Origin of the sequence: Hymenobacter duratus (genome assembly GCF_014698995.1) — a bacterium.
GTDB lineage: Bacteria > Bacteroidota > Bacteroidia > Cytophagales > Hymenobacteraceae > Hymenobacter > Hymenobacter duratus.
Map to the genome: position 1 here is coordinate 348,445 of NZ_JACWZZ010000001.1, position 19,180 is coordinate 367,624.

The 19,180-nt window shown below is 59.5% G+C and carries 15 protein-coding genes; 3 read left to right on the plus strand and 12 right to left on the minus strand.

What is annotated here, in order from left to right; translation table 11 throughout:
- Positions 1 to 92 precede the first annotated feature (92 nt).
- Both IC231_RS01465 and IC231_RS01470 read right to left on the minus strand, forming a co-directional pair.
- Positions 93 to 971, minus strand: a complete 879-nt coding sequence (locus tag IC231_RS01465) for a DUF58 domain-containing protein (RefSeq protein ID WP_190782849.1) — start codon at positions 969 to 971, stop codon at positions 93 to 95.
- A 127-nt stretch (positions 972 to 1,098) separates the two neighbouring features.
- A complete protein-coding gene (locus IC231_RS01470; RefSeq protein WP_190782850.1) occupies positions 1,099 to 2,082 on the minus strand; it encodes an AAA family ATPase in 984 nt (327 codons plus the stop codon).
- A gap of 185 nt (positions 2,083 to 2,267) precedes the next feature.
- On the opposite strand from IC231_RS01470, the gene IC231_RS01475 reads away from it, so the two are divergent.
- On the plus strand, positions 2,268 to 3,122 hold the full coding sequence (locus tag IC231_RS01475) for a hypothetical protein (protein WP_190782851.1): 855 nt from the start codon (positions 2,268 to 2,270) through the stop codon (positions 3,120 to 3,122).
- A gap of 18 nt (positions 3,123 to 3,140) precedes the next feature.
- On the opposite strand, the gene IC231_RS01480 is transcribed toward IC231_RS01475, so the two are convergent.
- Positions 3,141 to 3,764, minus strand: coding sequence for a DUF4159 domain-containing protein (locus IC231_RS01480; RefSeq protein ID WP_190782852.1), 624 nt, complete (start codon positions 3,762 to 3,764; stop codon positions 3,141 to 3,143).
- A gap of 289 nt (positions 3,765 to 4,053) precedes the next feature.
- Here IC231_RS01480 and IC231_RS01485 point away from each other — a divergent pair, with 289 nt between their 5' ends.
- On the plus strand, positions 4,054 to 4,668 hold the full coding sequence (locus IC231_RS01485; RefSeq protein ID WP_190782853.1) for a porin family protein: 615 nt from the start codon (positions 4,054 to 4,056) through the stop codon (positions 4,666 to 4,668).
- Between the two features lie 77 nt (positions 4,669 to 4,745).
- On the opposite strand, the gene IC231_RS01490 is transcribed toward IC231_RS01485, so the two are convergent.
- From IC231_RS01490 to IC231_RS20145, 9 genes are all read right to left on the minus strand, one after another.
- Complete coding sequence (locus tag IC231_RS01490; RefSeq protein ID WP_190782854.1) at positions 4,746 to 6,071, minus strand: TldD/PmbA family protein; 1,326 nt, start codon at positions 6,069 to 6,071, stop codon at positions 4,746 to 4,748.
- Between the two features lie 18 nt (positions 6,072 to 6,089).
- Positions 6,090 to 7,736 (minus strand): TldD/PmbA family protein, encoded by a 1,647-nt coding sequence (locus IC231_RS01495; RefSeq protein ID WP_190782855.1) that lies wholly within the window; start codon positions 7,734 to 7,736, stop codon positions 6,090 to 6,092.
- Positions 7,737 to 7,931: 195 nt separating this feature from the next.
- Positions 7,932 to 9,584, minus strand: a complete 1,653-nt coding sequence (locus tag IC231_RS01500; RefSeq protein WP_190782856.1) for a TldD/PmbA family protein — start codon at positions 9,582 to 9,584, stop codon at positions 7,932 to 7,934.
- 171 nt (positions 9,585 to 9,755) lie between these two features.
- A complete protein-coding gene (locus tag IC231_RS01505; protein WP_185887968.1) occupies positions 9,756 to 10,448 on the minus strand; it encodes a hypothetical protein in 693 nt (230 codons plus the stop codon).
- 80 nt (positions 10,449 to 10,528) lie between these two features.
- Positions 10,529 to 11,863 carry a TldD/PmbA family protein gene (locus tag IC231_RS01510; RefSeq protein ID WP_190782857.1) on the minus strand — a complete coding sequence of 445 codons (1,335 nt, stop codon included), beginning with the start codon at positions 11,861 to 11,863 and terminating at the stop codon, positions 10,529 to 10,531.
- Between the two features lie 94 nt (positions 11,864 to 11,957).
- Positions 11,958 to 13,607: a TldD/PmbA family protein gene (locus IC231_RS01515; RefSeq protein WP_190782858.1), complete on the minus strand. Its 1,650-nt coding sequence runs from the start codon at positions 13,605 to 13,607 to the stop codon at positions 11,958 to 11,960.
- Positions 13,608 to 13,743: 136 nt separating this feature from the next.
- Positions 13,744 to 14,778 (minus strand): 5-methylcytosine restriction system specificity protein McrC, encoded by a 1,035-nt coding sequence (locus IC231_RS01520; protein ID WP_190782859.1) that lies wholly within the window; start codon positions 14,776 to 14,778, stop codon positions 13,744 to 13,746.
- Positions 14,779 to 14,780: 2 nt separating this feature from the next.
- Positions 14,781 to 16,088: an AAA family ATPase gene (locus IC231_RS01525; RefSeq protein WP_190782860.1), complete on the minus strand. Its 1,308-nt coding sequence runs from the start codon at positions 16,086 to 16,088 to the stop codon at positions 14,781 to 14,783.
- A 118-nt stretch (positions 16,089 to 16,206) separates the two neighbouring features.
- Positions 16,207 to 16,329 (minus strand): hypothetical protein, encoded by a 123-nt coding sequence (locus IC231_RS20145; RefSeq protein WP_260625737.1) that lies wholly within the window; start codon positions 16,327 to 16,329, stop codon positions 16,207 to 16,209.
- A gap of 296 nt (positions 16,330 to 16,625) precedes the next feature.
- Here IC231_RS20145 and IC231_RS01530 point away from each other — a divergent pair, with 296 nt between their 5' ends.
- The gene (locus IC231_RS01530) at positions 16,626 to 19,115 is read left to right on the plus strand and encodes a M1 family aminopeptidase (RefSeq protein ID WP_190782861.1); all 2,490 of its coding nucleotides are present in this window, start codon (positions 16,626 to 16,628) and stop codon (positions 19,113 to 19,115) included.
- Positions 19,116 to 19,180: the final 65 nt, after the last annotated feature.

Consider the following 19,180-nt stretch of genomic DNA (forward strand, 5'->3'; position numbering starts at 1 on the left):
TAAGGGACTAAGGCTGCGCGAACCGCAAGTAACTCCCAAAGGGAAGCGCCATCAGGAGTGGATGTTCTAGTGCAATAACCCAGCGGCTGGTGCTACATAAGGGCCTTGTCGCGTCGGCGCAGGAACTCGCGCAGAGCCTGGGTGAGGGGTTCGGCAGTGCTGAGCTGATGGTAATCGAAGCCGTGGCGGCGGGCCTGCCGGGCCGTTTCACGCAGCCACTCCTGCAGCTGCTGCTGCCAGCCGGCACGCTGCTGGTCGGCGTTGAGCTGCAAGCGCTGGCCGGTTTCCAGATCCTCAAACGTCACGGCGCCACGGAAGCTGAACTCCAGTTCGTTGCGGGCCATCAGGTGCAGGAGTAAGACTTCGCCAGAAGCCGCCCGCAGCCGCGTGAGCAAGCTATTTATTTCCGCATCCGTCTCGTACAGGTCGCTTACGCAAATGGTCAGGGCACGCTGGCGGCGGGCCGTGAGGGGGGCAAGGGTTTCGAGGGAAGGAAAAGAGCCGGTAGCCTCCGCCGTTTCGAGGGCATGGTAGAGGCGCGGCAACTGACGGGCATCGGCACGGGGCGGCAGATGGCGCAGGCCCGCCGGGTGCAGAATGGTTAGGCCCACAGCATCGCCTTGCTGCGTAGCCAGGTAGGCCAAGGCCGCCAGCAGCAGCCGGGCGTAGTCGAGCTTGGTGAGGCCATTGTCGTCGGCGTGATTCATGCTGGCGGTAGCATCCAGCACAAGATGTACGGTCAGGCTGGTGTCCACTTCCGATTCGCGCAGATAATACCTATCCGAGCGGGCCGCCAAGCGCCAGTCGAGGCGGCGCAGGTCGTCGCCGGGCTGGTAGGGGCGGTATTGGCTGAACTCCATGCCCGCGCCTTTGCGCCGGCTCAAGTGCTGGCCGTGCAGAAACCCTTCAGCCGCCTGCCGGGCCGCCAGCGGCAGATTCTGTAAGGCGTGCAGGAGTTCGGGGCTGAGCATGTGGTTGGTTGAGTAGTAAGGGCCGGGCAGTGTAGGGGCGGGGCTTGCCCCCGCCCGCCATCGTGGAACTGGCGCTGGAACCGTTGCGGTAGGAATCGTTCAACGAGGGCGGGGGCAAGCGTCGCCCCTATACCTGTACCGCCTTCAACAGCTCCCGCACGGCATCATCGGCGGTTAGGTTTTCGGCTTCAGCATTGAAGTTGAGCAATACGCGGTGGCGCAGGACGGCCGGAGCCAGCGCCCGGATATCGTCGAGGGTAGCCGCGAACCGGCCCTGCAGCAGGGCGCGGGCCTTGGCGCACAGAATCAGCGCCTGGCCGGCCCGCGGGCCCGCACCCCAGCGGCCATAGTCTTGGATGAATTTCACCTCCGACGTGGCCGGGCGCGTGGCTCGCACCAGCCGGTTCACAAAGGCCAGCAACTCGGGACTCAAGCTCACTTGCCGCACCAGCTGCTGTAGTTGCCGTACGTCCTCGCCGGCCAGCACCGGGCGCACTTCCGGCCGCGCCGTGCCAGTCGTGCCGCTCAGCACCGCCAGCTCCTCCTGCTCCGTAGGGTAGCCAATGCGGATGTAGAGCAGAAACCGGTCGAGCTGGGCCTCAGGCAGCGGGTAGGTGCCACTTTGCTCGATGGGGTTTTGGGTAGCCAGCAGGAAGAACGGCTTGGGCAGCGCGTGCTCCTGGCCGGCATAGGTCACGTGGCCTTCTTGCATAGCTTCCAGCAGCGCCGCCTGCGTTTTGGGTGGCGTCCGGTTGATTTCGTCGGCCAGCACGAGGCTGGCGAAAATGGGCCCCTCGTTGAACTTGAACGAGCGGTGGCCGGTGCCGTGGTCTTCCTCCAGAATCTCGGTGCCGAGAATATCAGTCGGCATCAGGTCGGGCGTAAACTGAATGCGGCGGAAGGGCAGGTCGGTGGCCTGGGCTAGCGTGCGTACGAGCAGTGTTTTGGCCAGGCCTGGCACGCCTTCTAGCAGCGCGTGGCCGCCAGCGAGCAGCGCTACCAGCACCTCATCCAGCACGGCTTCCTGCCCCACAATTACTTTGGCAATTTCCTGGCGTAGTGGCGGCAGCTTAGCAAGCAGGCGGGTAACGTCTTGTTCGGTTGAAATCACGAAAAGAGGAACGTAAAAGAAGGCGTGTAAAGTCTGATTCTAAGCGGTGGTTGCTGCCTTAAAAGGTATGGTAGAGCGAAAATGGCAGGTGGTGAAAAGTCTGATTCAGGGCGAGAATGGTTTGCCGACGGGCTGCCACTCGCGCACATTTGACTCATCCTTATCCACTCTCTCTGTCTCGTGTCATGAACTCATTTACCAATTTCCGGCAGCACTCCTACAAACGGCTTTTCGTACTAGTGGCTGCATCACTGCCCGCCTTTGCAGCTTTGGCGCAGGAGCACGAACCAGCCAATCCGCGTGTACTGGGCCAGCGGTTGCCAAGCCAGGAACTGGCTGCCGCCAGTTTCGGCTCTGAAACCAGCGCTGGCCTGCTGGCTAGCGCCAGTCCAGTGGCCCCGGCGCAACTAAGATACGAGCAGCCAACAGACCAGCCGCTTCTGCTCAGCAGCAACACACCCGATTCTCTCAAGGCCAAGCCGATGGCCCCGGCCGAGGGTTTTCACAACGCCGTGCGGTTTGATGTAGGCGGGGTACTGGCCAGTAATTTTGCCAATACGGCCCTGGGCAATGGCGGCACGCTGTTTCCGATTCTGGTTTCCTACGAGCGGCAGGTTGGCGCCCGGTTTAGCGTGGTAGGCGAGGGCCTCCTGAATGGCGGCAGCTCCTCGGAGCGCAAAGCCGGCGTATCGGTGCAGGGGCGCTACTATTTCCGCCCGCAGCGGGGCACGCAGGCCCTGGCCGGTTTCTATCTGGCCCCGGCAGCGGCTTTCCGCACCGTGAAACTGTCGGGCCGTTACGAGCCAACGCAACAGCGGCGGTTTGTAGGTGCCGGGGCGTTGCTAGGATGGCAGGGTTCGGTTAAATCCGGCAGTCGGTTCTTCCTGGATGTGTCGGCCGGCCTGATGAGCTGGCAGCACGTGGGGCAGGACAAGTTTAAAGCAGCGCCCTATGGTGGCTACCAGACCGAGCAAAAGGCCTACTACGACACGCACCAGACCGATTTTGACGGACGCCTGGGGCTGGGCTTCCGGTTCTAAACAAGCCGAAATTTTCCGTTACGCTGTAAGCGCGTAGAGCAGGATATTCACGCCGAATTTGGTGTTGTCTTCAGCCAGAAAGCGTTTGTTGCGGAAGTCGTAGTCCCACTCGCAGCCGTAGTCTTTGTTGGAGTAGAGCACGCCCAGCCGGCCGTTGATTTCGATGCCTTTCAGGTAGTCGTGCACTAGGTCGTCGCCCCAGCCATTGAGCTCAAAGCTGGTAGGCGGCGGCCCATCCGGAAATTTGAAGAACTGCGAGTAGATAGGGTGCGTCTTGGCAATTTTCTTGAGCGCGCCGGCCCCGAAACACTGGCGCATCTGCTCCTCAAAGGAGCGCGCAAACAGCCCGTCAATGTCGTGGTTGCAGTCATCCACGAACACGAAGCCGCCGTTGCGCACGTACTGGGTGAAGTTCTTCTTTTCCTGCGCCGAAAACTGCACCAGCTTGTGCCCCGACAGGTAGCAGAACGGGTAGCGAAATAGCTCCACCGAATCCAGAGCCACTACTTTCTCCTTCTGGTTCACCGGAATTTTAGTGTACTGAATCAGGGAGTGCAGCAGGTTGGTGGGCATCCGCTCGTCCACGCCGTCCCAGTCGCCGGAACGGTATTGCAGGCGCACAAAGGTGAAGGGAGCGGGCATTTAGTGAGGGTGATGAGGCGAATGGTTGTGAAGTGATGAGGCAGCCCTTGATGGTCTCCCTCAGGGCGTTGTGGGCGGCGTCGGAAGCGAGGGAGTGAGGTGACGGGGAACAAGCCTTGCGGTAGCTAACAGCTACAGACACGGCGGTGGCGGCAAGGTGGCTTGGGTGGCAAAATACTCTCCGAATGGTGCTTAGGAAGCTGTTGACCAAAAGTTGTGGGCCGTGAATGTATGCGCGGGACCTGTGTTTTACGTTAAGAGCTTCTGCATCAGTAAACTGCTTCCCACTATGAAAGCTAACTTTCTGATACTTCTGCTGCCGCTATTGGCCGCTACCAGCGCCCAGGCGCAATTCGGAATCAAGGCCGGAATCAATGGCGCGATACTCGATGGACAAAACATTGAGATGGAAACGCGCTACAAAACGACTTTTCACGCCGGAATTTTTGCCCGGATTCCGGTGCTGGGGCCGCTGTCTATTCAGCCGGAGGTGCTCTACTCGCTGCAGGGCTCGGAGTTCCGCTCCACCGTAGCCAACTACGAAACCAAGCTGCACTACCTCAATGTGCCCGTGCTGGCCCGCGTGAAGGTAGGCCCTGTGTTTGCCGAAGCCGGCCCGCAATTTGGCGTGCTGCTTGGGGCGCGTGAAGATGGCACCCTGCGCATCAGCGCTGCCGATGGCTACGGCCCCGTAGACCGCCCCGCCGACAGCAACTACAAGAAAACCGACTTCGCCCTGGCAGCCGGAGCCGGCATCGAAGTCGGCCACCTGATTCTGGGGGCGCGCTATACGGCCGGCCTCAACGATATCAATGATGTGCGCGACCTGAACGGTGCCAACGACCCACGTCTGAAAAACCGCGTCATCCAAGGCTATATCGGCATCCGGTTCGGCGACGAATAACCATAGCAGATACACTAAATAAAACCCCCGCTTTCCAGCCGAAAAGCGGGGGTTCTATCTGTGCTACCCAACGTTTGCTACACCGCGTCGGAGAGGCTCGTGAACGTAAAGTCGCGCACTTTGAGCGGGGGCACCATGTTGCCGCCCAAGCGTTGTGGTTTGCCGATGGCCTCTATGTTGTTGAGCATAATCACCGGGCTTTCGTTGAAGCGCATGTTTTTGATGGGGTGCTTGATCTTGCCATTCTCGATGTAGAAGGTGCCGTCGCGCGTGAGGCCCGTCACGAGGAGCGTCTGCGGATCAACGTCGCGGATGTACCACAGGCGCGTAATCAGGATGCCCTTGGCCGTGCCCTTTATCAAATCCTCGACGCTTTGCGTGCCGCCTTCCATCACGAAGCCGCTGGGAAAAGCCGTGGCTGGCTTTTTGTTCTTTTCGGCCCAGAAACGGGAGTAGTAGAGGTTCTTCATCACCCCTTTTTCTATCCACGTCATGCGCTTCACGGGCAGGCCGTCGCCGTCGAACACGCGGCCGGGAGCGCTGGCGTTCAGCGGATCGGAGTAGATAGTCACGCGTGAATCGAACATCTTTTCGCCCAGCTTATTGCCGCCTCCTTTCTTGCTCAGAAACGAACGGCCCTCGTCGGCTTCCCGCGCATCAAGCGCGTAGATAAGCCGGTTCAGAATGCCTTCGTCGGATACCAGTGCGGCGGGCTCCAGAATCACGGTGTACTTGCCAGGCTCAATGGCTTTGGCTGCTACTGAACCAGCTGCTTTGTCGGCTGCACGCTTGGTCATGGCTTTGGTATCGAACTTCGCGGCGTCCGTGAAGTCGCCCACGGCGTAGCCCGAGCCGGTGCCGTCGGCGGTGCGCACGGTCACGGAAAAGTCGAGGTTGGTAGACTGCTGGTAGCCTTCGAGTCCCCTGTTGTTGCGGATGGCCACAAACCGGGGCCCGTCTTCGAGGTAGCCAGCGGCCGTGAGCTTGCGGCTCTCGCACAGCGTAATGCTGTCGGCCGCTACCTGGGCCCGGAAATCGGGGCTGATGGCGGCGGTGCTGGCGGCGTAGGTGATGGGCGTCAGAAACTGCTGTGGGCCTAGCATGGGCACGTATTCCGGGTCTTCGGGGGCGAGGCGCGCAATTTCCTCAGCCCGCTGTACGCAGCGGCGCAGTGTAGCGTCATCGAACTGGTTGCAGGTAGCCACGCCGGCCCGCTTGCCGAATCGGGCCTCTACCACCATACTCACGTCGCTAGAAGAACCGGCCGTGCTTACCGCATTGCGGGCGTAGCGGATATTGCCGGTAGTGCTGCCATTGAGCTGGGCGGCGCACTCGTCGGCAGTCGAGAAGCTGAGGACTTTTTTGAGGATAGCCTGGGCTTCGTCTTTGGAAAGAATTGCCATTGTGAATGAGCTGAATACTTAGATTTTGCGGGCCGTATTGATGACATTGACGCCGTTGAAGCGCGTGGTGCTGGAGCCGTGGCTCACGGCGGATATCTGGCTGGGCTGGCCTTTGCCATCGAAGAAGGTGCCCAGGAACCGATAATCGGAGGCGTCGCATATGGCGGCGCAGCTGTTCCAGAATTCCTGCGTGTTGGCCTGGTAGGCCACGTCCTCTATCATCCCCGTGATTTTGCCTTTCTCAATGGCATAGAAGACTTTGCCACCGAACTGGAAGTTGTAGCGCTGCTGGTCGATGGAGTAGGAGCCTTCGCCGGCAATGTAGATGCCCTTGTCCACCTTGCTGATCATCTCATCCACGCTCAGTTTCTCCTTGCCGGGCCTGAGGCTCACGTTGGGCATGCGCTGAAACTGCACGCTGCTCCAGGAGTCGGCGTAGCAGCAGCCATCTGATTCCGTCTGGCCCACAATGTGCGCCTGGTCCCGAATCTTCTCATAGTTTACCAGCTTGCCTTCCTTTATCAGGTCCCATTCTTTGGTTTTCACGCCTTCATCGTCGTAGCCGACCGCGCCCAACGAGCCCGGCTGCAGCTTGTCGGCCACAATGTTCACGAGCTTCGAGCCATACGGCGCACCCTTGGCCTTCCACTCCAGCGTCGCGAAGGAAGTACCGGCGTAGTTGGCCTCATAGCCCAGCACGCGGTCCAGCTCCAGCGGGTGGCCCACCGATTCGTGAATCGTGAGGCCCAGGTGCGAGGGGTCGAGCACCAGGTCGTATTTGCCTGGCACGACGCTCTTGCAAGTGAGCTTTTCTTTGGCCTGCTTGGCGGCCAGGGCGGCATCTTCCAGCATGTCGTAGCGCTGTTTGTAGCCGATAACGCTGGTGCCCTGCGGACCGGCCATCTTATCACTGGCGCGAGGCGTCAGGTACTCGTAGCCCAGGCCCATGGGCGAGGCCATAGCGCCGCGCGACCGGAACTTGCCGGTAGTGCGGTCTACCACCGTCACATCGAAGGTGGGCCAGATGCGGTGCACGTCCTGGTCGATGTAGGAGCCGTCGGTGCTGGCGAAATACTTCTGCTCGTTCACCTGAAACAGCGCGGAGTTTACGTAGCTGGCGCCGTTTTCCAGCGCTTTGCCGTTGGCGGCCAGCAGCAGGTCTACTTTCTCCTTCACGGGCACCTCGAAGAAATTCTTCTCAATCGGCGTTTTCCAGCTCACTTCGCCGTAGCCTTTCTGCGGAGCCAGCTGCACGGGTGCTTTCTGCACCTTCTGGTTGGCTTTGGCAATGGCTACGGCCGTGCGGGCGGCTTCCGCGAGGCCGGCTTCCGTCACGGTATTGGTGGCCGCAAAGCCCCAGGCGCCGTTTACCAGCGCCCGTACGCCCGCCCCAAAACTCTCCGTGCTAACAATGTTCTGCACCTGCTTCTCACGCGTGAAAACGTACTGATTCAGGTAGCGTCCGATCCGCACATCGGTGTAGCTGGCCCCAGCCGACTTCGCCGCGTTCAGGGCCGCATCGGCCAGCCGCTTTTTCAGGGCCGGGTCGATGACGTCGAGCAGCTGGTCGGGCTCCACAAAAATGCCCCCCATGCCGGGCAGGCTCGGGAGCAACAGGCCCCCGGCCGCCAGACCGGTAAGCCCCACAAAATCACGTCTTCTCAAGGTGTTTGGGGTGAAAAATGGTGGGAAAGAGAGTGAGCCCGGCAGAGCCGGCAAGCGGAATCAACCGACAGATGCGCTACAGCCGGTGAAGGTTGTGCGGAGGGCTGATAAATATTAGAAAATTCAGATGATAAAGCAACGGCCTGCCGGGTAGATTCCAGCAGGCCGTTGTAGCATGAGCAGTAGCAGCCGCGCTTAGATTTTGCGGGCCGTATTGATGACGTTGACGCCGTTGAAGCGCGTGGTGCTGGAGCCGTGGCTCACGGCCGAGCTTTGCGAAGGCTGGCCCTTGCCGTCGTTGAAGAAGCCTGCAAACCGGTAGTCGGAGGCGTCGCAGCTACCGGCGCAGCTGTTCCAGAACTCCAGCGTGTTGGTCTGGTAAGCCACATCTTCGAGCATGCCCGTGATTTTGCCTTTGTCGATGGCGTAGAACACCTGCCCGCCGAACTGCGAGTTGTAGCGCTGCTGGTCGATGGAGAACGAGCCGTTGCCGGCAATGTAGATGCCTTTGTCCACGCCCTTCACCAGGTCGTCCACGCTCATCTTTGTAGGACTGGGCTTGAGGCTGATGTTGGCCATGCGCTGGAACTGCACATCCTGCCACGACTGCGAGTAGCAGCAGCCATCCGACTCCTTTTGGCCCACGATGTGCGCTTGGTCCCGGATTTTTTGGTAATCCACCAGCTTGCCTTCTTTAATCAGGTCCCACTCTTTGGTTTTCACGCCTTCGTCGTCGTAACCAACCGCTCCCAACGAACCGGGCTGCAGCTTGTCGGCCACAATGTTGACCTGCTTGGAGCCATAGGGAGTGCCTTTGGCCTTCCACTCCAGCGTCGCGAAGCTGGTGCCGGCGTAGTTGGCTTCGTAGCCCAGCACGCGGTCCAGCTCCAAGGGGTGGCCCACCGATTCGTGGATGGTCAGGCCCAGGTGGTGTGGGTCGAGTACCAGGTCGTATTTGCCGGGCACCACGCTCTTGGCCGTGAGCTTTTCCTTCACCTGCTTGGTGGCCCGCACAATGTCCTCCAGCATGTCGTAGCTGTTGCGGTAGCCGAACACATCGGAGCCGGCCGGGCCGGCAATCTTGTCGGCAGCCTTGGGTATGAGGTACTCGTAGCCCAGGCCCATCGGCGCGCTCAACGCCTGGCGGGAACGGAACTTGCCCGAAGCCCGATCAATGGCCGTGACGCCGAACGTGGGCCAGATGCGGTGAATGTCCTGGTCGATGTAGGAGCCGTCAGTAGAGGCAAAATACTTCTGCTCATTTACTTGGAACAGCACCGAATTCACGAACGAAGCGCCATTTTCCAGCGCTTTGGCGTTGGCATTTAGCAGCAGATCCACTTTGTCTTTGATGGGCACCGTGAAGGCGTTCTGCTGAATAGGCGCCTTCCAGCTCACTTCACCGAAGCCTTTCTGCGGGGCCAGCTGCACCTTTTCCTTCTGCACCACCGAGTTGGCCTTGGCAATGGCTACGGCCAGCTGGGCGGCTTTGGCCATGCCGGCTTCCGTCACGATGTTGGTGGAGGCAAAGCCCCAGGTGCCGTTGGCAATAACCCGGATGCCTGCGCCGTAGCTCTCCGTGCTGACGATGTTCTGTACCTGCTTTTCGCGAGTGAACACGCCCTGATTGAGGTAGCGCCCGATGCGCACATCGGTATAGGTGGCGCCGGCGGCTTTGGCGGCATTCAGAGCCGCATCGGCCAAGCGCTTCTTAATGGCCGGGTCGTCGGCTGCATCCAGCAGGCGCAGCGTATCTACGCTAGTGCCGTTGCCGAAGCCCGGAATGCTGGGCACAAACAGGGCACCAGTGGCCAGGCCAGTAAGGCCTACAAAATCACGTCTTTTCATACGAAGAAGGGTATTCAGATAGGTTGGGTTGGGTGGCACAGATTGCGCTGTGCGCTACACGGCTTCTGAAGGCTGATGAAAGAGAAGCCACGGATGTTGAACAAAGGGTAGCGGGCCCCGGCTTACCAATGGCTTTCGAGTTGATGGGTATGATGTCAGCGTTAGCAACACTTATTGGCCAGTGCCCGAGGTACTACCGATATGAGCGTTGAACTCCGTGATAATAGAAATCATGTTGCGGTAGTGATAGTCTTTTTCGCCTGCCCGCACCTTGGCAGCCAGCTCAGGGTAGTCCTGCAGATACTGACTCATCACCTCTTTAAAGGAGCCCCGATATACCTGCATCAGAAAGCCGTTGCGCCGGACGAAAAAGTGGCTGTTGGTGTAGGGTATGGCCGCGCCCAAAATAGAGCCGGCCACGGGTATGGGTACCGGTATGCTCTGTGCTTCGGCCTGCAGAAACACTTCTACCGGCCCATTCACAAACCGCTCAGCCAATATTTCCTGGTCATATAGTTCGTCGGAGCCGTCAGGCAGCAACATTGTCTCTAAATAATGGGCTCCGGCCGTTATGCTATGCACCCGGGAAATTTCCACCGTCTGCTTCTTTGGCTTAGGTTTGCTTTTAGGGTGAGCCCGATAGTAGATGAAGTCAGTGCCAATACCGGGGTACATAGTTGGGATGGGCACATACCCCTGAATAAGGTGCCCATCGAGCAGACGAATAGTGCCGGGTAGGAAGGATACGTAGTTGTTTTCGCGGTATACAGCCTTAGCAGAAGCTTCGGCAGCAGATGAGTCAGGCTGCTGAGCAGTGCTTGCGAAAGGCAGTAGAAAAGCAGTTGCGTAAAGAAATTGCTTCATGCTGATATATTTAAAAAAGAAATAAAACGACGTCCTCCGACCCGAAGGACGCCGTTTTATTCCGAAAATAAATCCAGACGTTACACGGCGTCGGAAAGGCTCGTGAAGGTGAAGTCACGGATTTTCAGCGGCGGAACTAGGTTGCCGCCCACGCGCACCGGTTTGCCAATGGCTTCCAGGTTATTGAGCATGATAATCGGCGACTCGTTGAAGCGGAAGTTCTTCACCGGATGTTTGATCTTGCCGTTCTCGATGTAGAACGTTCCGTCGCGTGTCAGGCCGGTGTAAAGCAGCGTCTGCGGGTCAACGGGGCGAATGTACCACAGGCGCGTCACGAGGATACCTTTGGCCGTGCCTTTAATCATGTCCTGCAGGCTTTGCGTGCCGCCTTCCATCACCCAGCCGCTAGGGCGTGGCAGGTCCGGAATGCCGGCTTTCTGAGCCCAGAAGCGCGAAGTGTAGAGGTTTTTTACCACGCCTTTCTCAATCCAGGTGGTCTTTTTCTGCGGCCGGCCGTCGCCGGAGAACGTCAGGGTAGCCACCTCGGGCATGGTCGGGTCGGAGTAGATGGTCACCCGCTCGTCGAAGAGCTTTTCGCCCTTCTTGTTTCCGCCTCCTTTTTTGCTCAGGAACGAGCGTCCTTCGTCGGCGTTGCGAGCATCGAGGGCGCCCATCAGTGCCTGCAGCAGTGACGCATCGGAGTTGGCAACCAAGGCCGCCGGCTCCAGAATCACGGTGTATTTGCCGGGCTCCAACGCTTTGGCATTGCGCGACATGGCCGCTTTATCGGCAGCAGTGCGCGTAAGGGCGGCGGCGTCGAACTTGCTGGAATCGTTGTAGTCGGCGGTGGCGTAGCCGGAGCCGGTGCCGTCGGGCGTGCGCACCGTAATGCTGAATTCCAGGTTGGTAATCTGCTGGTAGGCTTCCAGGCCCTTGCTGTTGCGCTTGGCCACGAAACCGGCCTCATCATTCAGGAAAGCAGCCGACGAGAGCTTCTTCTCGTCGCAGATTTTCATGCTGGCTCCTACTTGCTGGGCGCGGTAGTCGGGCGTGATACCGGCCGTGCTTTTGGCAAATGCCTGGGGTGCGGCTGAATACTGCTGCGGGCCCAGCAGCGGCATGTATTCGGGGCTCTCGGGAGCGAGACGCGCAATTTCTTCGGCCCGCTGTACGCAACGGCGCAGCGTAGCATCGTCGAATTCGTTGCAGGTAGCCACGCCGGAGCGTTTGCCGAAGCGCGACTCCACGACCAGACTCACGTTATCGACGGCGCCGCTGGTGCTGATGGAGTTACGGGCCGAGCGGACGTTGCCGCCGGTTTCACCATTGAGCGTGACTTCACACTCGTCGGCGGTAGAAAAACTGATGACTTTTTTGAGGATGGCCTGGGCTTCATCCTGGGAAAGAATTGCCATTGTTGATGGGCTGAGTTTGGATGACTGGATATGCTGGAAGCGCCCAGCCGGCTCTAACTGGGTCAGGCGGCTGGGCAGAGGGCACAGAGGCCCATCAACCAATTTTGCGGGCCGTGTTGATGACGTTGACGCCATTGAAGCGCGTGGTGCTGGAGCCGTGACTTACGGCCGAAACCTGGCTGGGCTGGCCTTTGCCATCGAAGAACGAGCCGAACAACCGGTAGTCCGACTGGTCGCAGATGGCGGCGCAGCTGTTCCAGAACTCTACTGTGTTGGTCTGGTAGGCCACGTCTTCGAGCATGCCGGCAATTTTGCCTTTCTCGATGGCGTAGAACACCGTGCCACCAAACTGGGAATTGTAGCGCTGCTGGTCGATGGAGAACGAGCCGCGGCCGGCAATGTAGATGCCTTTGTCCACCTTGCTGATCATCTCATCCACGCTCAGCTTCTCTTTGCCGGGCAGCAGGCTGATGTTGGCCATGCGCTGGAACTGCACATCCTGCCACGACTGCGAATAGGAGCAGCCGTCGGAGTGGTCCTGGTTCACGATGTGCGCCTGGTCGCGGGTTTTCTGATAATCCACCAACCTGCCCTCCTTGATGATATCCCACTGGCCGGTTTTCACGCCTTCGTCGTCGTAGCCGACAGCGCCGAGGCTGCCGGGCTGCGTTTTGTCGGCTACAATGTTCACGAGCTTCGAGCCGTAGGGCGCGTTCTTCGCCTTCCATTCCAGTGTAGCGAAGCTGGTGCCAGCGTAGTTGGCTTCGTAGCCCAGCACGCGGTCCAGCTCGGTGGCGTGCCCGATGCTTTCGTGGATAGTCAGACCCAGGTGGTTGGGGTCGAGCACCAAGTCATATTTGCCGGGTACCACGCTTTTCGCCGTCAGCTTTTCCTTGGCCTGTTTGGCGGCCAGGGCGGCATCTTCCAGCATGTCGTAGGAGTTGCGGTAGCCTATCAGGCCCGTGCCGACGGGCCCGTTAATCCGGTCGGCGGCTTTCGGCGTGAGGTACTCGTAGCCCAGGCCCATGGGTGCGCTCAGGCCCTCCCGGGTCCGGAATTTGCCCGAAGCCCGGTCGATGGCCGTGACGCCGAACGTGGGCCAGATGCGGTGAATGTCCTGGTCGATGTAGGAGCCGTCTGTGCTGGCGAAATACTTCTGCTCGTTGATCTGGAACAGGGCCGAATTCACGAACGAAGCGCCGTTGTCCAGCGCTTTGGCGTTGGCGGCTAGCAGCAGATCTACCTTCTCCTTCACGGGTACCTCGAAAGAGTTTTTCTCAATCGGGGTTTTCCAGGATACCTCACCGTAGCCTTTCTGCGGGGCCAGCTTCACCTGGTCTTTCTGCACTTTGGCGTTGGCCTTGGCAATCTGGACAGCGAGTTGCGCGGCTTTGGCCATGCCAGCTTCCGTTACGGTATTGGTAGCCGCGAAGCCCCAGGTACCATTGGCAATAACCCGCACGCCTGCACCGTAGCTTTCGCCGCTGGCAATGTTCTGCACCTGCTTTTCGCGGGTGAAAATGCTCTGGTTCAGGTAGCGCCCGATACGCACGTCGGCGTAGGATGCGCCGGCCGACTTAGCGGCATTCAGAGCCGCATCGGCCAGGCGCTTCTTGATGGCCGGGTCCACGGCCTCGAGCAGGCGGGCCGGGTCTACGGGCGAGCTGGCCAACCCCGGAATGGAGGGCAGGAACAGGGCGCCGGTTGCCAGGCCGGTGAGGCCCACAAATTCGCGTCGTTTCAAAAGAGTAGAAGTTTGGTGATGGAGTTGGAACGGAGGGGTAGTTTAGGCAGAATAGCCCCGAATTGCAACCTACTGACGCAACTGACGTAGCGGGGCTGCACAAATGCAGAAAACGGCCCGCTATGTTATGAAATTCTCAATCCAGAAGCGCCAGCAAGGCCGCTGAAATCTGCGGCCAGGGCTGCGCCAGGTCCACCGTCACGATGCGGACGGGGTGGCCGCCCAGGGTGTAGCGTACGTCCACAAACTGCGTGGCGGCCGGGTAAAGCAGAATGCCTTCCAGCTGCTGGCCGGGCTGCGTGGGCTGGTTCTGGAGGTAGGCGTAGAGCTGGTAGAGGTGGGGCGAAATCAGCTTCTGCTGGTCGTAGCGGGTGCGAAGTGCCGCGGTATAGTACTTCGTGTCGAGGATGATTTTGCGGTCTGGCGCTTCCAGCGACGTATCCGTAACCATAGCGGGCAGCAGCGCCAGCGCTTCCGCCGACTCGGCCTCCGCCTGCCACTGTATGACTTCCGAGGCCACCCGAAACCGGCGCTGCTCCAGACGATAAAAGTTGCGGACAAACTGCTCAAACAAGCGCGCCATCAGCGCCTCGTCGCGGCGAAAGTCACGGAAGCGGGGGCGGCCAGTAGCCTCCGGCGACGGCAGAGCACTGTGGTAAATCAACTCGCATACATTCAGCAGAAACGCCGACAGCCCAGTTGGCCGCAGTCGGCGCACCGCGCGCAGGCTGGCTGCAGAAAGCGGCTGCGGCGCCATGGCAGCCGGAAACCGGCGTAGCGCCAGCTTTAGGTCGTGGCGGAGGGCAATGGGCAGGGCACGGCTGCGGGCCAGTTGGTGCAAGGTGCCCAGCAGCAGCTGGCTGAAGGGCGTATCGGGTCCTAGTTCATCAAACTGACACACTGCCCGGCCTTGGGGTAGCAGCTGTTGCGCCAAGGTAGGTGCCAGCAGCAGGCGCCCGCGCAACTCGGCCAGTTCCTCCGTACGCTCGGTGTAGGCTACCGGCAGGCCCTGTTGCAAAAGCCGTCGGGTACCAGCCAGTAGCACATGAGCCAACAGTTCCAGCGGCCGATGAAACGGGACGGCTTCTACGGCCAAAAGCTCCGCTCGCTCCGGCAGCCGATTCCAAGCGTAGCAGAGCAGGTAGTAGAGGTTCTGGATGGGAATCAGCATAGCTACCGGGCCAGCAGCTTTTTCTTTTGAGCCGTAGCTTTGGCCGGCTGGTCGAGCCAGTACTCATCCAGCAACGGCGCAATTTCCTGCTCCAGAATCAGTGTCAGCCACTCCTCAGCCGCAGCCGGGGCTGCTGGCGGCGCGCAGAAGTAGCTGTGCCCGATTCGGAAATCGGGCCCCAGGTCGGGGTCGTCGGTGATGTTCTGGTTCAGGTCGGTGAGACGCTGGGTGAGGCGCTTCACTACAGCGGCAGGCACGCCTTTTCCGGTTAGGTATTCCTGCAGCGGTGGCCCAAATTCTGGGGGCATCTCCACGAAGGCGAAACGGCGGCGCAACGCATAGTCCAGCGGCGCAAGGCTGCGGTCGGCTAGGTTCATGGTCCCGATGAAAAACACGTTTTCGGGTACGAAGAATCGTGGAGCGTCGGCAGGAGCGTAGGGCAGGCGCACAGCGTGGGCGGAGCCGCGCTTATCGGCCTCCAATAACAGCAGCAGCTCGCCGAAAATGCGGCTTAGGTTGCCTCGGTTTAGCTCGTCAATCAGCAGAAAATAAGGATGCTCCGGCTCCTGGGCAGCTCGGCGGCAAAAGTCAAGCAGCACGCCGTCCTGCAGCCGGAATGTGCCCTGCGCATCGGGCCGGAAGCCCTGCACAAAGTCTTCGTAGCTGTAGCTGGGATGAAACTGTACCAGCTCCACGCGGGTGGCATCGGTAGCGCCCAGCTCCAGCCAGGCCAGCCGCCGCGCCAGAAACGTTTTGCCCGTGCCCGGCGAACCCTGCAGAATCAGGTTGCGGCGTCGGCGCAAGGCAGCCAGGGCTGCATCAAGGCGAGCCTCTGAAATAAAAAGCTCCTGTAATGCCTGCGCCCGTTGGTAGGGCCGAGAAGGGGGCATGGAATACGCAAAAGCCAGCTCGCTCACGGCATCAGCTTCTAGCTTCACTGCTTGCTTTGGCTGCTTCGGTACTGTTTCGCGGCCGGTGTAAAGCGCCTGCATGGCCTCTTGGGCGGCTACGTCTCCATCGAGCGGTGAGTTGGCGAGGGTAGGACGCTTGGTGGCAATGGTGAAATCGAGCTGCTCCAAAACCCGGTTAGTGGCTGCACCAGCCGGCAGGGGCCACGCAGCATCCGGCTGGCCAATAGCCAACTGATAAGCCAGCTTTGCTACAGCGCGCGGGGCATAGCGCCGACCCCGGTACACCAGGTCATAAACGGTGCTAAGCGGCATACGCGGCCCTTCACGGTCCATCTGGCGCAGGGCGCGCAACACCTGTTCGCGGGTGAGCTGAGTGGGGTCGAAGTCGGGAATGGGCATTCGGCTAAAAGTACGTGCAAAACGCATCCGTGGCGCGTTTAGCTCCCGAACCACGCAATTTACCGGCCCAAAAAAGCCCGGCTACTTGCGTGGCCGGGCTTCTCGCTGAGCAGAAGGGTTACTTCTGCTGCGTGGTTTTCTTTTTGCCGTCGGGCTTGTCCTTCACGGTTTCTTCGTTCTTTTTCTCGTCGCGCTTGGTGGCGGGGTCGGTATGCTGGGGCGTGGTGGCAGGTTGAGCCATAGTTGCAGGAGCTTAAGTGGATGGATAGCCAAGTGTACGGATGTGGTGCGCGGAGGGCTGTCGGGATGGCTAATCATTTCTCTCGGCATAGTCTTCTGTATCCGCCTCACCTATGGAAGAGTGGTATAGTTTCCGGATATATCTATTAATTATGTTATTGTTTTATATAGTACCTTGTTTTGCATAGTAGTAACTTGTATGTTTGTCTCAGCATCCCGAAATACTACGTGCGCCAGCTGCTACAAGTGCAGCCCGACCTCATTCATCCTGTCTCTCTCTTTCCCATTCCTTACTACATGAAACAACTACTTACTGCAGCCGGCTGCCTGCTGGCTACTGCCGCCCTGGCCCAACAAGCTACCCCTGCCACTCCGGCCAATCCGGCGCTGCAGATTTACCGCGCCTCGGCCACCAAATCCAACGACTTAGTGCACACCAAGCTGGATGTGCGTTTCGACTACGCCAAGCGCTACCTCTACGGTAAGGAATGGGTGACCCTGAAACCGCACGCCTACGCCACCGATTCGCTGCGTCTTGATGCCAAAGGCATGGACATTAAGTCGGTGGCGCTGGTGAACGGCCAGCAGTTGCAGCCGCTCAAGTTCGACTACACCGACAAGAACAATCTGCGCATTTACCTGGGCAAGACTATGGCGCCCGGTACCAGCTACACCATCTACATTGAGTATACAGCTAAGCCGGATGAGCTGAAAGCGGAAGGCAGCGCGGCTATTTCCGATGCCAAAGGCCTGTACTTCATTAACCCAGATAGTGCCGTAGCGGGCAAGCCGGTCCAGATCTGGACGCAAGGCGAGACGGAAGCTTCATCGGCCTGGTTCCCAACGATTGATAGGCCCAACCAGAAAACCACCTCGGAAATCAGTCTGACGGTGCCCAGCAAGTATGTCACGCTCAGCAACGGCGCCTTGGTAAGCCAGACGCCGGCCGGCCCCGGTCTGCGCACCGATACCTGGAAGATGGAGCTGCCCCACGCGCCCTACCTGTTTATGATGGCCGTCGGCGACTTCAAAATTCATAAGGAAATGTGGCGCGGCAAGGAAGTCAGCTACTACCTCGAGCCGAAGTACGCGCCTTTCGCCAAGCAGATTTTCGGCAACACGCCCGATATGCTGGAGTTCTTTTCTAACCGCCTTGGCGTGGAATACCCGTGGAACAAGTACGCCCAGATTGTGGTGCGCGACTACGTGAGCGGGGCCATGGAAAACACGTCGGCGACGCTGCACGGTGATTTTGTGCAGATGACGGACCGCCAGCTGCTGGACCGCGAATACCAAAACGAATCGGTTATTGCCCACGAACTGTTTCACCAGTGGTTTGGCGACTACGTGACGGCCGAAAGCTGGAGCAACCTGACCGTGAACGAGTCGATGGCGGACTTCTCAGAAGGGCTTTATGCGGAGCATAAATATGGTGCCGACGCCGGCGACTCGCATAACCACCGCAACCTGCGCAACTACCTGCGCAGCCCGGCCGAGGCGCAGAAAAACTTGGTGCGTTTCCACTACGCCACGCAGGAGGACATGTTTGATTTGGTGAGCTACCAAAAGGGCGGCGCTATTCTGGACATGCTGCGCACCTACCTCGGCGACGACGTGTTCTTCGCCGGTCTACAAAAATACCTGAAAGACAACGCCTTTGGCAATGGGGAAGCCCACCAGCAGCGCCTGGCGATGGAGGCCGTATCGGGCCAGGATCTGAACTGGTTTTACAACCAGTGGTATTTCGGCACCGGCCACCCGGTTGTGAGCATCGATTATGCCTGGGATGCGGCCCAGAAGGTGCAGTCCGTGACGGTGAAGCAGACCCAGCCGGGCCAGCCATTCCAGCTGCCCTTCGCCATTGATTACTACGTGAATGGCAAGCCGCAGCGCCAGCGCGTGATGATGACCCAAGCCACCCAAACCTTCACGATGCCGCTGACCGCCAAGCCCGACCTGGTGGACGTGGACGCCGAGAAAACGCTGGTGTGGCAGCAAACCGACAATAAGTCGGTAGCCGAGTTTGCCTACCAGTATGCCCACGCCCCGCTGTATGTGGCGCGCCGCGAAGCCCTACTGGCCGCAGCTGCCAAACAGGACACTGATGCGGCTGCCCGCAAGCTGCTGGTTGCTGGCCTCAGCGACAAGTTCAACAACCTGCGCATGGTGGCTGCCGAGCGGCTCAAGCTCGACAACAAGGACGTAGCCAAAGCGGCGCTACCCACGCTTCGCAAGCTGGCCGCTACCGAGAAAGACCCGCACGCCTTGGCTACGATGCTGACTGCCTTGGCCAAAACCAAAGACAAGCGTGATGAGAAGCTCTTCGCGCAGTTGCTGGCGGGCAGCCAGTCGTACGCGGTGCAGGGAGCGGCCCTGCAGGCGCTGGCGCAGGTGAACCCGAAGCTGGCTCTGAGCAAAGCCCAGGCGTTGGAAACTTCAGACCAGAACAGCCTGATTCTGGCGGTTGTGGATGTGTATGCCAAAAACGGTGGCCAGCCGCAGTGGAAGTTTGTCCGCGACAAATTCGACGCTGCTACCGGCCGCGAGAAGGGCAACTTCTTTGAAGGCATGGGCCTCATGCTGGCCCGTCTCACCGATACGGCGGCTTTCACCGAAGATGTGGACCGTCTCAAAGGCTTAGCTATTCAGTACAAGCGGTTCGGGGCCGATGAGCCCATTATCGGGATGATGCAGGCTGCTGTGAAGCAACAGGCAGGCACTGCCACAGCTGTTGCCAATCAGCAGATTGCCGAAAAAGCAATTGCCGAAATTCAGGCTGCTAAATAGTAGGCTTCAACCTTCATAAAAAGGCCCTGTAGATTCTCTCTGCATGGCCTTTTTATGTGATATTC